The following is a 13,517-nucleotide window of genomic DNA, read 5'->3' as shown; positions in this document are numbered from 1 at the left end:
CTAGTGCTCTCAGTGCTCGCCGGCGGGCCCACCGATGGGGTTTTCCTTGCGGCCACCCTCGTCGCGGCTGGCTGTCGCCGAGCCGGAGGAACCGGAACCGCCGCCCTGCCTGTCGCGCGGCTCGCGCGGCACGCGGCCGGCCATGATGTCGTCGATCTGGTCGGCGTCGATGGTTTCGTACTTCATCAGCGCGTCGGCCATCATGTCCAGCTTGTCGCGGTTCTCTTCCAGCAGGCGCTTGGCGGTGCCGTAGCAGTCGTCGATGATGCGCCGCACTTCCTGGTCGATCAGCTTGGCGGTCTCGCCGGACACGTTGGCGTGCTGGCTGCCGGCGCTGCGGCCGAGGAACACCTCGCCCTCCTCTTCGGCGTACATCAGCGGGCCGAGCTTCTCGGACAGGCCCCACTTGGTCACCATGTTCCGCGCCAGCTGGGTGGCACGCATGATGTCGTTGGAGGCGCCGGTGGTGACGCCTTCGAAGCCGAGGGTCATCTCTTCCGCGATACGGCCGCCGAACAGCGAGCAGATCTGGCTTTCCAGGGCGCGCTTGGACAGGCTGTAGCGATCCTCCTCGGGGAGGAACATGGTCACGCCCAGAGCGCGGCCGCGGGGGATGATGGAAACCTTGTAGACCGGGTCGTGCTCCGGCACCAGGCGGCCGACGATGGCGTGGCCGGCCTCGTGGAAGGCGGTGTTCTTCTTCTCCTTCTCGGACATGACCATGGTCTTGCGCTCGGCGCCCATCATGATCTTGTCCTTGGCCAGCTCGAACTCACGCATGTCGACGATGCGCTTGTTGGCGCGGGCGGCGAACAGCGAGGCCTCGTTGACCAGGTTGGCCAGGTCGGCGCCGGAGAAGCCCGGGGTACCGCGGGCGATCACCGCCGCGTCGACGTTGTCGCCCAGCGGGACCTTGCGCATGTGCACCTTGAGGATCTGCTCGCGGCCGCGGATGTCCGGCAGGCCGACCACCACCTGGCGGTCGAAGCGGCCCGGGCGCAGCAGCGCCGGGTCGAGCACGTCCGGACGGTTGGTCGCGGCGATGACGATGATGCCGTCGTTCATCTCGAAGCCGTCCATCTCCACCAGCAACTGGTTGAGGGTCTGCTCGCGCTCGTCGTGACCGCCGCCCAGGCCGGCGCCACGATGGCGGCCGACGGCGTCGATCTCGTCGATGAAGATGATGCACGGGGCGTGTTTCTTGGCCTGGTCGAACATGTCGCGCACGCGGGAGGCGCCCACGCCGACGAACATCTCGACGAAGTCGGAACCGGAAATGGTGAAGAACGGCACCTTGGCCTCGCCGGCGATGGCCTTGGCCAGCAGGGTCTTGCCGGTACCGGGCGGGCCGACCATCAGCACGCCGCGCGGGATGCGGCCGCCCAGGCGCTGGAACTTGCCCGGGTCGCGGAGGAACTCGACCAGCTCGCTGACCTCTTCCTTGGCCTCGTCGCAGCCGGCGACGTCAGCGAAGGTGGTCTTGACCTGGTCCTCGGACAGCAGGCGCGCCTTGCTCTTGCCGAAGCTCATCGGGCCGCCGCGGCCACCGCCGCCGCCCTGCATCTGGCGCATGAAGAACATGAACACGGCAATGATCACCAGGATCGGGAAGCTGGCGACCAGCAGTTGCGTCCAGATGCTCTGCTGCTCGGGCTGCTTGCCCTCGATGACCACGTTGTTGTTGACCAGGTCGCCGATCAGGCCGTTGTCCTGGATCGCCGGACGGACGGTCTTGAAGGTATCCCCGTCCTGGCGCTTGCCAGTGATCACGTAGCCGTCGACGGTAACCCGCTCGACCTTGCCTTCCTTCACCTGTTGGATGAAGTCCGAGTAGTTGAGCGTCTGCGGCTCGCTCGGACTGGAGAAGTTGTTCATCACGGTGACCAGCACCGCCGCGATGATCAACCACAGGATCAGGTTCTTTGCCATGTCGTTCAATTGATTACCCTCTGAAGCCGGCTCCGCCCTGGAAACCGCTTCACACGACGGCCAGACTCCTGCCGGCCAAATTACTACACAACCCCTAGCGACGTAGGAGGCGTCTGTAACCCTTTATGAACCCCGGCGCGAGCCGGGACAAGCCCTACTTGCGTGCAGTGGACGGACAGACGGCCCATTCGTCGCAGTCTAGGCCCCGCGGAAGCCCCGCGCGAGCAGATATTGCTCGCGGGAGCGGTCGCGGGAGGACAGCGGCTTGCGCATCTGTACCTTCTCGAAATTCTCGCGGACCGTCTTCAGGTAGGTGTCGAAGCCCTCGCCCTGGAAGATCTTGATCAGGAAATCGCCGCCCGGTCGCAACACCCGGGTGCACAGGTCCAGCGCCAGCTCGCAGAGGAACATGGCACGGGGCATGTCCACGGCGGGCAGTCCACTCATATTGGGGGCCATATCGGAAATCACAAGGTCTACCGGATTTTCTCCGATGGCCTCGAGCAGCCGGGCGAAGACCTCGTCCTCGGTGAAGTCGCCCTGGATGAAGGTGACGTCCGGGATGCTGTCCATCGGCAGGATGTCCGAGGCGATCAGCGTGCCCTTGTCGCCGATCACCCGGCTGGTGACCTGCGACCAGCCGCCCGGCGCGGCGCCAAGGTCGACCACGGTCATGCCCGGGCGCAGGATGCGATCCTTCTCCTGGATTTCCAGCAGCTTGTAGCTGGCGCGCGAGCGGTAGCCGTCGCGTTGCGCCATCTTCACGTAAGGATCGTCGAAGTGTTCTTTCAGCCAGCGATGGCTAGTCTTGGAACGGGCCACTTGTTACCTCGTCTGAGCGGGCACCCGGTAAACCGAAACTCGGGTAGAATATCCGCCTTTTTTCCCAGGGGTCTGATTATGGCGCTCACTCAGGAGCAGAAGAAACAGTTCAAATCTATCGGCCACCACCTGAAGCCTGTATTGACCGTTGCCGAAAACGGTCTTACCGAGGGCGTCATGGCCGAGCTGGAACGTGCGCTCAACGATCACGAACTGATCAAGGTGCAGTTCCGCATCACCGAGCGCGACGACCGCCGCGCGCTGATCGACGAGCTGTGCAGCAACGGCAGTTGCGAGCTGATCCAGACCATCGGCAAGATGGCCCTGGTCTACCGCCGCAACCCCAAGCCGAACCGCAACCTGTCGAACGTCAGCCGCTACAGCGGCCTGTGACAGCATAGGCCGGGCGCCCAGGCGCCCGGCCGAGGCTCCCCGCCGGCGCTCAGCGCGCCGCGTCCCGCCCCGGCACCGGCTGCAGCACCAGCAGCACGCCGCACAGGGCCAGCACCAGGTAGTTGAACAGCAGCCAGCGCTGGGCATCCGGCGCCAGTTGGTTCACCACCAGGTAGCTCGCCACCATCGCCAGCGCCGTCAGCAGCAATTGCCCGCGCATCTCGCGCCAGAGGCTCGACAGCCCCTGCGCAGTCACCAGCACCAATACCTGGAGCAGCGCGCAGAAGCCGGCGAACCCCACCAGCAACGGCGTCAGGGCGTCGGCCACCGACTGCACCAGCAGCGGCGCCAGGCCGACCTTCTGCAGCGCCGGCAGGACCACGAAACGCAACAGCCAGAGGCCGCCGACCCAGAAGGTCTGGGCCAGCAACCAACTGGCTGCGGCGGCTTTCAGCGGACGCGACTCAGGCGTGGCGGACTTCAACGATCTCGTACTCGACGTCGCCGCCCGGGGTCTTCACCAGCACGGCGTCGCCCTCGGTCTTGCCGATCAGCGCGCGGGCGATCGGCGAGTTGACCGAGATCTTGCGCGCCTTGATGTCGGCCTCGTCGTCGCCGACGATCTGGTAGGTCACGGTCTCGTCGGTCTCGACGTTGGCGATGTCCACGGTGGTGCCGAAGATCACCTTGCCGGTGTGCGGGATGGTGGTGACGTCGATGATCTGCGCGTTGGACAGCTTGGCCTCGATGTCGCGGATGCGCGCCTCGGACATGCCCTGCTGCTCGCGGGCGGCATGGTACTCGGCGTTTTCCTTGAGGTCGCCCAGCTCACGCGCTTCGGCGATGGCCTGGGTGATCTGCGGGCGCAGAACGGTCTTCAAGTGTTTCAGTTCTTCTTCCAGGGCGCGGGCGCCCTGGACGGTCATCGGGAATTTGCTCATGCGTTGATTCCTGCATGCAGGTCCTGCAGCCGGCGAACGGTCTTCTCGGGACCGAACTTGAGCGCCTCGCAGATCGCCTGCCCCGCCGCGATGGTGGTGGTGCAGTAGATCTTGTGCTGCAGGGCGTTACGACGGATCGAATAGGAATCGGCGATCGACTGGCGGCCTTCGGTGGTGTTGATGATCAGGGTGACTTCGTCGTTCTTGATCATGTCGACCACGTGGGGGCGGCCCTCGGTCACCTTGTTCACGCGACGCACCGGCAGGCCGGCCGCCTCGATCACCTTGGCGGTACCGGCGGTGGCGACCACCTCGAAGCCCAGCGCGACCAGGTCACGGGCGACCTGCACGGCCTGCGGCTTGTCGTCCTCGCGGACGCTGATGAAGGCGCAACCGGCGTTCGGCAGGATCTCGCTGGCGCCCAGCTGGGCCTTGGCGAAAGCCTCGCCGAAGCTGTCGCCCACGCCCATGACCTCGCCGGTGGATTTCATTTCCGGGCCGAGGATGGGGTCGACGCCAGGGAACTTGGCGAACGGGAACACCGCTTCCTTGACGCTATAGTACGGCGGGATCACCTCTTCGGTGAAGCCGACTTCGGCGAGGCTCTTGCCAGCCATGACGCGCGCCGCGATCTTGGCCAGGGATTCGCCGATGCACTTGGAGACGAAGGGCACGGTACGCGAGGCGCGCGGGTTCACCTCGATCACGTAGATGTCCTCGCCCTGCACGGCCATCTGCACGTTCATCAGGCCGACCACGCCCAGCTCCAGGGCCATCTTCTTGACCTGTTCGCGGATCTCGTCCTGGATGTGCCTGGGCAGCGAGTACGGCGGCAGCGAGCACGCGGAGTCGCCGGAGTGCACGCCGGCCTGCTCGATGTGCTGCATGATGGCGCCGATCACCACGGTCTCGCCGTCGCAGACCGCGTCGATGTCCACCTCGATGGCGCAGTTGAGGAAGCGGTCGAGCAGCACCGGGCTGTCGTTGGAAACCTTCACCGCCTCGCGCATGTAGCGCTTGAGCTCTTCTTCCTGGTAGACGATTTCCATCGCCCGGCCGCCCAGTACGTAGGACGGGCGCACCACCATCGGGTAGCCGATGTTCTTCGACAGGCTCAGGGCCTCGTCTTCGCTGCGCGCGGTGGCGTTGGCCGGCTGGCGCAGGTTCAGGCGCTGGACCATCTGCTGGAAGCGCTCGCGGTCCTCGGCGCGGTCGATGGCGTCGGGGCTGGTGCCGATGATCGGCACGCCGGCCTCTTCCAGGGCGCGGCAGAGTTTCAGCGGGGTCTGGCCGCCGTACTGGACGATCACGCCCTTGGGCTGCTCGACGCGGACGATCTCCAGCACGTCTTCGAGGGTCACCGGCTCGAAGTACAGGCGGTCGGAAGTGTCGTAGTCGGTGGAGACGGTCTCCGGGTTGCAGTTGACCATGATGGTCTCGTAGCCGTCTTCGCGCATCGCCAGCGCCGCGTGCACGCAGCAGTAGTCGAACTCGATGCCCTGGCCGATGCGGTTCGGACCGCCGCCGAGGATCATGATCTTGTCGCGGCCGGACGGGTTGGCCTCGCACTCTTCCTCGTAGGTCGAGTACATGTAGGCGGTGTCGGTGGCGAATTCGGCGGCGCAGGTGTCCACGCGCTTGTACACCGGCACGACTTTCAGCTTGTGGCGGTGGCTGCGCAGGTTCTTCTCGGTGACGCCGAGCAGCTTGGCCAGGCGCGCGTCGGAGAAGCCCTTGCGCTTGAGCTTGCGCATCAGGTCGGCGTCGATGCCGGACAGACCGAGGGTCTTGACCCTCTCTTCTTCCTTGATCAGGTCCTCGATCTGCACCAGGAACCATTCGTCGATCTTGGTCAGGGCGAAGACTTCTTCGATGCTCTTGCCGGCGCGGAAGGCATCGGCCACGTACCAGATGCGCTCGGCGCCCGGCACGGTCAGCTCGCGGCGCAGGATGCCCTCGGCTTCCGGGTCGGCCAGGTCGAGTTTCGGATCGAAGCCGGCGACGCCCACTTCCAGGCCGCGCAGGGCTTTCTGCACCGACTCCTGGAAGGTACGGCCGATGGCCATGACCTCGCCCACGGATTTCATCTGGGTGGTCAGACGGGCGTCGGCCTTGGGGAATTTCTCGAAGGCGAAGCGCGGCACCTTGGTCACGACGTAGTCGATGGCCGGCTCGAAGGACGCCGGGGTGCGGCCGCCGGTGATGTCGTTCTGCAGTTCGTCGAGGGTGTAGCCGACGGCCAGCTTGGCGGCGATCTTGGCGATCGGGAAGCCGGTGGCCTTGGAGGCCAGGGCCGAGGAGCGCGACACCCGCGGGTTCATCTCGATCACGACCATGCGCCCGGTGTCCGGGCAGATGCCGAACTGCACGTTGGAACCGCCGGTTTCCACGCCGATCTCGCGCAGCACCGCCAGGGAGGCGTTGCGCATGATCTGGTATTCCTTGTCGGTCAGGGTCTGCGCCGGGGCCACGGTGATGGAGTCACCGGTGTGCACGCCCATGGGGTCGAAGTTCTCGATGGAGCAGACGATGATGCAGTTGTCCTTCTTGTCGCGGACAACCTCCATCTCGTATTCCTTCCAGCCGATCAGCGATTCGTCGATCAGCAGCTCGTTGGTCGGCGACAGGTCCAGGCCGCGGGCGCAGATCTCTTCGAACTCTTCGCGGTTGTAGGCGATGCCGCCGCCGGTGCCGCCCATGGTGAAGGACGGACGGATGATGCAGGGGAAGCCGACCTGTTCCAGCACGCCATAGGCCTCTTCCATGCTGTGGGCGATGCCCGAGCGCGGGCAGGCCAGGCCGATGGCCTTCATGGCCTTGTCGAAGCGCGAGCGGTCCTCGGCCTTGTCGATGGTGTCGGCGTTGGCGCCGATCATCTCAACGCCGAACTTCTCCAGCACGCCGTGGCGCTCCAGGTCCAGCGCGCAGTTCAGCGCGGTCTGGCCGCCCATGGTCGGCAGCAGCGCGTCGGGGCGCTCCTTCTCGATGATCTTGGCCACGGTCTGCCACTTGATCGGCTCGATGTAGGTGGCGTCGGCCATGGCCGGGTCGGTCATGATGGTGGCCGGGTTGGAGTTCACCAGGATGACGCGGAAGCCTTCTTCCTTCAGGGCCTTGCAGGCCTGGGCGCCGGAGTAGTCGAATTCGCAGGCCTGGCCGATGACGATGGGGCCGGCACCGAGGATCAGGATGCTCTTGATGTCTGTACGCTTGGGCATGGGACTCTCGTTGCAATATTCAGGAAAGGGTTGCGCTGGCCAGCTTCACGCCGAAGCCGACGAACAGGGCGCCGACGCCGCTCGAGGCGCCGGCCGCCAGTCGTTGCCGGCGGCGGAACCAGGCCGCCAGGCGCACACCGGAAAAGATCAGGAAGCTGAGGTAGAGGGCGCTGATGACCTCGAGGATCGTGCCCAGCACCAGGAACGACACGCCGGGGTAGGCATAGCCCGGGTCGACGAACTGGATGAAGAAGGACACGAAGAAGAGGATCGCCTTGGGGTTCGACAGGCTCAGCAGCAGCGCCTTGCGGAACGGCTGGGCGACGTCCACTTCCTTCGCCGGGGCGGCCTGTTCCAGCGGCTGGCGCAGCTTCTGCAAGCCGCCGCGGAGCATGCCCAGGCCCAGGTAGAACAGGTAGGCGGCGCCGGCGTACTTCAGGCCGAGGAACAGCACCGGCTCGGCCTTGAGCAGCGAGGCGATGCCCAGGGCCGAGAGCAGCATCAGGATGGCATCGCCCAGGAACACCGCGCTGGCCGCCCGGTAGCCGGCGCCGACGCCACGCTGGGCGGCGGTGGCCAGCACGAACAGCGAGTTCGGGCCCGGCAGCAGGACGATGAACAGCGTACCCAGGACGTAGGTCCAGAGGTCGGTGATTCCCAGGGTCGGCATCATCTTCGCTTACCTCTTCGCAGCTCTCAGCGACGCTCGGCCATGGCCGAGATGAAACGGTCGAACAGCGGCGCCACGTCGTGCGGGCCGGGGCTGGCTTCCGGGTGGCCCTGGAAGCTGAAGGCCACCTTGTCGGTGCGCTCGATGCCCTGCAGGGTGCCGTCGAACAGCGACTTGTGGGTGGCGCGCAGGTTGCCCGGCAGGGTTTCCTCGTCCACCGCGAAGCCGTGGTTCTGGCTGGTGATCATCACCACACCGGTATCCAGGTCCTGCACCGGGTGGTTGGCGCCGTGGTGGCCGTGGCCCATCTTCATGGTCTTGGCGCCCGACGCCAGGGCCAGCAGTTGGTGACCGAGGCAGATGCCGAAGACCGGGATCTCGGTATCGAGGAACTCGCGGATGGCCTGGATGGCGTAGTCGCACGGCTCGGGGTCGCCGGGGCCGTTGGAGAGGAAGATGCCGTCCGGGTTCAGCGCCAGCACTTCGCTGGCCGGGGTCTGCGCCGGCACCACGGTCAGGCGGCAGCCGCGGGCCACCAGCATGCGCAGGATGTTCAGCTTGACGCCGAAGTCGTAGGCGACCACGTGGTAGGGCAGCTCGGCGGCGGGGATTTCCGGGTGGCTGTCGGTTTCCAGGTTCCACACGCTGGAGCGCCACTCGTAGCGCTCGGTGGAGGACACCACCTTGGCCAGGTCCATGCCCTTCAGGCCCGGGAAGGAACGCGCCAGTTCCAGCGCCTTCTCTTCGGTGGCGTCGTCGCCGGCGAGGATGCAGCCGTTCTGCGAGCCCTTCTCGCGCAGGATGCGCGTCAGGCGGCGGGTGTCGATGCCGGCGATGGCGACGGTGCCGTTTTCCTTCAGGTAGTCGGGCAGCGACTGCTTGTTGCGCCAGCTGCTGGCCAGCAGCGGCAGGTCGCGGATGATCAGGCCGGCGGCCCAGACGCGATTGGCTTCGGCGTCTTCCGGGGTGGTCCCGGTGTTGCCGATGTGCGGGTAGGTCAGGGTGACGATCTGTTGGGCATAGGAAGGATCGGTAAGGATTTCCTGGTAGCCGGTCATGGCGGTGTTGAACACCACCTCGCCGACGGTCTGGCCGTCGGCACCGATGGCTTCACCGCGAAAAATGCTGCCGTCGGCAAGTGCAAGTATGGCTGGCTTAGTCAAGAAGACCTCCCGTGAATCAAGCCTGGCTGGGCGTGCGCAGGTTGTAAAAAAGCGGGATGACATCAGAAGAGGTCATCCCGCTTTTTATATGGTTCATGCTGCGCTGCTTTTAGTGGACACACTAAATCTGTAGTTTACAGAAACGCGACATAATGGTCCACCTTTTGCACGACGCGTAACGCTACCGCTGGGTCATTTTTGCGCCGTCATGCCGACGCGCGGCAGGCGCTCAGCGCAGCCCGAGCACGTCCTGCATGTCGTACAGGCCGCTGCCCTGCCCTTCCAGCCACAGCGCCGCACGCACCGCGCCGCGGGCGAAGGTCATGCGGCTGGAGGCCTTGTGGGTGATCTCCACGCGCTCGCCCTCGGCGGCGAACAGCACGGTGTGGTCGCCCACCACGTCACCAGCGCGCACGGTGGCGAAGCCGATGGTCTCGCGCTCGCGGGCGCCGGTCTGGCCCTCGCGACCGTAGACCGCCACCTTCTCCAGGTCACGCCCCAGGGCATTGGCCACCACTTCGCCCATGCGCAAGGCAGTGCCGGACGGCGCGTCGACCTTGTGCCGGTGGTGGGCCTCGATGATCTCGATGTCCACTTCGTCGCCCAGCACGCGGGCGGCGGTGTCCAGCAGCTTCAGGCAGAGATTGACGCCGACGCTGTAGTTGGCGGCGAAGACGATCGGAATGTCCTTGGCGGCCTCGGCCAGCAGGGCCTTCTCCTCCACGGAGAAACCGGTGGTGCCGATGACCATGGCCTTGCCGGCCTTGCGGCAGACCTCCAGGTTCTTCAGGGTCACGGTGGGATGGGTGAAGTCGATCAGCACGTCGAACTCGTCGACCACCTTCGCCAGGTCGCCCGACAGCGGCACGCCGATGCGCCCCAGGCCGGCCAGTTCACCGGCGTCGGCGCCCACCAGGGTGCTGTCCGGGCGGTCGATGGCGGCGGTCAGGCCGGCGCTGCCGTTGGTCTGCTGCACCGCCTCGATCAGGTTCTTGCCCATGCGCCCGGCGGCGCCCATTACGGCTATACGTCGCATAACAGAAAGCTCCAAGCTGGAAGCCAGAAGCCGGAAGCCCGAGCCGGCCCGCTTCAAGCCTCCAGCTTCGAGCTTCCAGCCCATCACTTATAAATCGTCGAAGAAGCGCTTCATGCCTTCGAACCAGCCACTGGCGCGGGGCGAGTGGGAGGTGTCGCCCTGCAGGCTGCTGCGGAACTCCTCGAGCAGTTCGCGCTGGCGCTTGTCCAGGTTCACCGGGGTCTCGACCACCACGCGGCACATCAGGTCGCCGGCGCCACCGCCGCGCACCGGGGCCACGCCCTTGCCGCGCAGACGGAACAGCTTGCCGGTCTGGGTGCCTTCCGGGATCTTCAGCTTCACCCGGCCATCCAGGGTCGGCACTTCCAGCTCACCGCCCAGGGCGGCGTCGGCGAAGCTGATCGGCACTTCGCAGTACAGGTGCTTGCCGTCGCGCTGGAAGATGTCGTGCTCGCGCACGTTGACCACCACGTAGAGGTCGCCCGCCGGGCCGCCATGGGCCCCGGCCTCGCCCTCGCCGGTGAGGCGGATGCGGTCGCCGGTGTCGACGCCGGCCGGCACCTTGACCGACAGCGTCTTCTGCTCTTCCACGCGGCCCTGGCCATGGCAGGTGCCACAGGGGTCGCTGATCATCTTGCCGCTGCCATGGCAGCGCGGGCAGGTCTGCTGCACCGAGAAGAAGCCCTGCTGCATGCGCACCTGGCCGATGCCGCCGCAGGTGGTGCAGGTGACCGGCGAGGTGCCGGGCTTGGCGCCGCTGCCGCTGCAGGTCTTGCAGCCGACCAGGGTCGGCACGCGGATGGTCACGGTGGTGCCGCGGACCGCGTCTTCCAGGTCCAGGTCCAGGGTGTAGCGCAGGTCGGCGCCGCGCTGCGGGCCGCCGCGGCCGCCACGGCCACCGCCGCCGCCACCGAAGAAGTCGCTGAAGACGTCGCCGAAGATGTCCGAGAAGCTCGCGCCGCCGAAGCCGGCGCCACCGCCGCCCATCTGCGGGTCGACGCCGGCGTGGCCGTACTGATCGTAGGCCGCGCGCCTGCTGGCGTCGGACAGGATCTCGTACGCCTCGTTGGCCTCCTTGAATTTATCCTCGGCTTCCTTGTCGCCGGGATTGCGGTCCGGGTGGTACTTCATGGCCAGCCGGCGGTAGGCCTTCTTCAGGTCCGACTCGCTGGCGCCACGCTCGACACCCAGTACCTCGTAGAAATCACGTTTGGCCATAAATTCTTTGCACCTTGAAAACCTCTCCCCCAGACACGCCGACGCGGGAGCAAGCCCCCGCGTGACGTTTCATGCGCACCGACACGCTGGTCGGTGCGCCGGAGCGCAAGCTTGCACGAGGCTTACTTGTTCTCCTTGACCTCTTCGAACTCGGCGTCGACCACGTCGTCGCCGGCCTTGTGGTCAGCATCGCCGGACTGGGCTTCGGCGCCCGGCTGCGGTTGCTCGGCGTACATCTTCTGCGCCAGCGGGGTGGACGCCTGGGACAGCGCGTTCATCTTCGCTTCGATCTCGGCCTTGTCGTCGCCCTTCACGGCGGCTTCCAGGTCGGCCAGCGCCTTCTCGATGGCAGCCTTCTCCTCGGCGGTGGCCTTGTCGCCAGCCTCGGTAACCATCTTGCGAGTCGCGTGGACCAGCGCATCGCCCTGGTTGCGGGCGGCGGCCAGTTCCTCGAACTTGCGGTCTTCCTCGGCGTTGGCCTCGGCGTCGCGCACCATCTGCTGGATCTCGTCCTCGGACAGGCCCGAAGAGGCCTTGATCACGATGGACTGCTGCTTGCCGGTGGCCTTGTCCTTGGCGGACACGTGCAGGATGCCGTTGGCGTCGATGTCGAAGGTCACTTCGATCTGCGGCACGCCGCGCGGCGCCGGCGGGATGTCGGCCAGGTCGAACTTGCCCAGCGACTTGTTCTGCGCGGCCTGCTTGCGCTCGCCCTGCAGCACGTGGATGGTCACGGCGCCCTGGTTGTCGTCGGCGGTGGAGAACACCTGCGACTTCTTGGTCGGGATGGTGGTGTTCTTGTCGATCAGCGCGGTCATCACGCCACCCAGGGTCTCGATGCCCAGGGTCAGCGGGGTGACGTCGAGCAGCAGCACGTCCTTGACGTCACCGGCCAGCACGGCGCCCTGGATGGCGGCACCCATGGCTACGGCTTCGTCCGGGTTGACGTCCTTGCGCGCTTCCTTGCCGAAGAACTCGGCGACGGTCTTCTGCACCAGCGGCATGCGGGTCTGGCCGCCGACGAGGATCACTTCGTCGATCTTCGACACGTCCAGGCCGGCGTCCTTCAGGGCCACGCGGCAGGGCTCGATGGTGCGCTGCACCAGGTCTTCCACCAGGGACTCCAGTTTGGCGCGGGACACCTTGACGTTCAGGTGTTTCGGGCCGCTGGCGTCGGCGGTGATGTACGGCAGGTTGACGTCGGTCTGCTGGGTCGAGGACAGCTCGATCTTGGCCTTCTCGGCAGCCTCTTTCAGGCGCTGCATGGCCAGCGGGTCGCCCTTGAGGTCCATGCCGGTCTCTTTCTTGAACTCGTCGACGAGGTAGTCGATCAGGCGCAGGTCGAAGTCTTCGCCACCGAGGAAGGTGTCGCCGTTGGTGGCCAGCACTTCGAACTGGTGCTCGCCGTCGACTTCGGCGATCTCGATCACCGAGACGTCGAAGGTACCGCCGCCCAGGTCGTAGACGATGATGGTGTGGTCGCCCTTGGCCTTGTCCAGGCCGTAGGCCAGCGCAGCCGCGGTCGGCTCGTTGATGATGCGCTTGACGTCCAGGCCGGCGATGCGGCCGGCGTCCTTGGTGGCCTGGCGCTGGCTGTCGTTGAAGTAGGCCGGCACGGTGATGACCGCTTCGGTGACCGGCTCGCCCAGGTAGTCCTCGGCGGTCTTCTTCATCTTCTTCAGGACTTCGGCGGAAACCTGCGGCGGGGCCATCTTCTGGCCCTTGGCTTCGACCCAGGCGTCGCCGTTGTCAGCCTTGACGATGCTGTACGGCACCATCTTGATGTCTTTCTGCACGACGTCTTCTTCGAAGCGACGGCCGATCAGGCGCTTCACCGCGTACAGGGTGTTCTTCGGGTTGGTGACCGCCTGGCGCTTGGCCGGCTGGCCGACCAGGATCTCGCCATCGTTGGCGTAGCCGATGATCGACGGGGTGGTGCGAGCGCCTTCGGCGTTCTCGATCACCTTGACGCTGCCGTTTTCCAGGATGGAGACGCAGGAGTTGGTGGTCCCCAGGTCGATACCAATGATTTTGCCCATATTCACTCTCCAGAAATTAGATTCCGTGCTGATCCCGCTGCGGACCTTGTGCTCGGTTGATTACCCAGATGGGGACCGGGTGGCGGAT

The 13,517-nt window shown here is 65.9% G+C and carries 11 protein-coding genes; 1 reads left to right on the top strand and 10 read right to left on the bottom strand.

From position 1 onward, the window contains the following. Nucleotides 1-9: 9 nt before the first annotated feature. The gene (ftsH, locus tag IG194_RS18005; protein WP_058488398.1) at nt 10-1,929 is read right to left on the bottom strand and encodes an ATP-dependent zinc metalloprotease FtsH; all 1,920 of its coding nucleotides are present in this window, start codon (nt 1,927-1,929) and stop codon (nt 10-12) included. 198 nt (nt 1,930-2,127) lie between these two features. Beyond that, a complete protein-coding gene (rlmE, locus tag IG194_RS18000; protein ID WP_058488397.1) occupies nt 2,128-2,751 on the bottom strand; it encodes a 23S rRNA (uridine(2552)-2'-O)-methyltransferase RlmE in 624 nt (207 codons plus the stop codon). Between the two features lie 78 nt (nt 2,752-2,829). Between rlmE and IG194_RS17995 the strand changes: the two genes are divergently transcribed. After that, nucleotides 2,830-3,144, top strand: coding sequence for a YhbY family RNA-binding protein (locus IG194_RS17995; protein ID WP_058488396.1), 315 nt, complete (start codon nt 2,830-2,832; stop codon nt 3,142-3,144). A gap of 49 nt (nt 3,145-3,193) precedes the next feature. On the opposite strand, the gene IG194_RS17990 is transcribed toward IG194_RS17995, so the two are convergent. The 8 genes from IG194_RS17990 to dnaK all read right to left on the bottom strand — a co-directional run bounded on the left by IG194_RS17990 (nt 3,194) and on the right by dnaK (nt 13,429). Further along, nucleotides 3,194-3,598, bottom strand: a complete 405-nt coding sequence (locus IG194_RS17990; protein ID WP_043318857.1) for a hypothetical protein — start codon at nt 3,596-3,598, stop codon at nt 3,194-3,196. A gap of 10 nt (nt 3,599-3,608) precedes the next feature. After that, nucleotides 3,609-4,085, bottom strand: coding sequence for a transcription elongation factor GreA (gene greA, locus IG194_RS17985; protein WP_009613057.1), 477 nt, complete (start codon nt 4,083-4,085; stop codon nt 3,609-3,611). Further along, nucleotides 4,082-7,303 carry a carbamoyl-phosphate synthase large subunit gene (gene carB / locus IG194_RS17980; protein ID WP_058488395.1) on the bottom strand — a complete coding sequence of 1,074 codons (3,222 nt, stop codon included), beginning with the start codon at nt 7,301-7,303 and terminating at the stop codon, nt 4,082-4,084. Before carB ends, greA begins: the two co-directional genes overlap by 4 nt. A gap of 19 nt (nt 7,304-7,322) precedes the next feature. Next, on the bottom strand, nt 7,323-7,973 hold the full coding sequence (leuE, locus tag IG194_RS17975) for a leucine efflux protein LeuE (protein WP_099049140.1): 651 nt from the start codon (nt 7,971-7,973) through the stop codon (nt 7,323-7,325). A 26-nt stretch (nt 7,974-7,999) separates the two neighbouring features. Then, nucleotides 8,000-9,136: a glutamine-hydrolyzing carbamoyl-phosphate synthase small subunit gene (carA, locus tag IG194_RS17970; protein WP_043269001.1), complete on the bottom strand. Its 1,137-nt coding sequence runs from the start codon at nt 9,134-9,136 to the stop codon at nt 8,000-8,002. Between the two features lie 229 nt (nt 9,137-9,365). After that, complete coding sequence (gene dapB, locus IG194_RS17965) at nt 9,366-10,172, bottom strand: 4-hydroxy-tetrahydrodipicolinate reductase (protein WP_009613065.1); 807 nt, start codon at nt 10,170-10,172, stop codon at nt 9,366-9,368. 87 nt (nt 10,173-10,259) lie between these two features. After that, a complete protein-coding gene (dnaJ, locus tag IG194_RS17960; protein WP_009613066.1) occupies nt 10,260-11,390 on the bottom strand; it encodes a molecular chaperone DnaJ in 1,131 nt (376 codons plus the stop codon). A 122-nt stretch (nt 11,391-11,512) separates the two neighbouring features. Next, nucleotides 11,513-13,429, bottom strand: a complete 1,917-nt coding sequence (gene dnaK, locus IG194_RS17955) for a molecular chaperone DnaK (protein WP_009613067.1) — start codon at nt 13,427-13,429, stop codon at nt 11,513-11,515. Nucleotides 13,430-13,517 lie beyond the last annotated feature (88 nt).

The organism is Pseudomonas sp. ADPe, from assembly GCF_014843515.1.
Lineage (GTDB): Bacteria > Pseudomonadota > Gammaproteobacteria > Pseudomonadales > Pseudomonadaceae > Pseudomonas > Pseudomonas citronellolis.
Note: the sequence above shows the minus strand (reverse complement) of the source record. Positions and strands in the feature narration are given on the sequence as shown.

Excerpts from the sequence above, each read along its gene's own strand:
- ftsH (WP_058488398.1), bottom strand. The coding sequence starts at position 1,929 with ATGGCAAAGAACCTGATCCTGTGGTTGATCATCGCGGCGGTGCTGGTC.
- IG194_RS17995 (WP_058488396.1), top strand. The coding sequence starts at position 2,830 with ATGGCGCTCACTCAGGAGCAGAAGAAACAGTTCAAATCTATCGGCCAC.
- greA (WP_009613057.1), bottom strand. The coding sequence starts at position 4,085 with ATGAGCAAATTCCCGATGACCGTCCAGGGCGCCCGCGCCCTGGAAGAA.
- carB (WP_058488395.1), bottom strand. The coding sequence starts at position 7,303 with ATGCCCAAGCGTACAGACATCAAGAGCATCCTGATCCTCGGTGCCGGC.
- leuE (WP_099049140.1), bottom strand. The coding sequence starts at position 7,973 with ATGCCGACCCTGGGAATCACCGACCTCTGGACCTACGTCCTGGGTACG.
- dapB (WP_009613065.1), bottom strand. The coding sequence starts at position 10,172 with ATGCGACGTATAGCCGTAATGGGCGCCGCCGGGCGCATGGGCAAGAAC.
- dnaJ (WP_009613066.1), bottom strand. The coding sequence starts at position 11,390 with ATGGCCAAACGTGATTTCTACGAGGTACTGGGTGTCGAGCGTGGCGCC.
- dnaK (WP_009613067.1), bottom strand. The coding sequence starts at position 13,429 with ATGGGCAAAATCATTGGTATCGACCTGGGGACCACCAACTCCTGCGTC.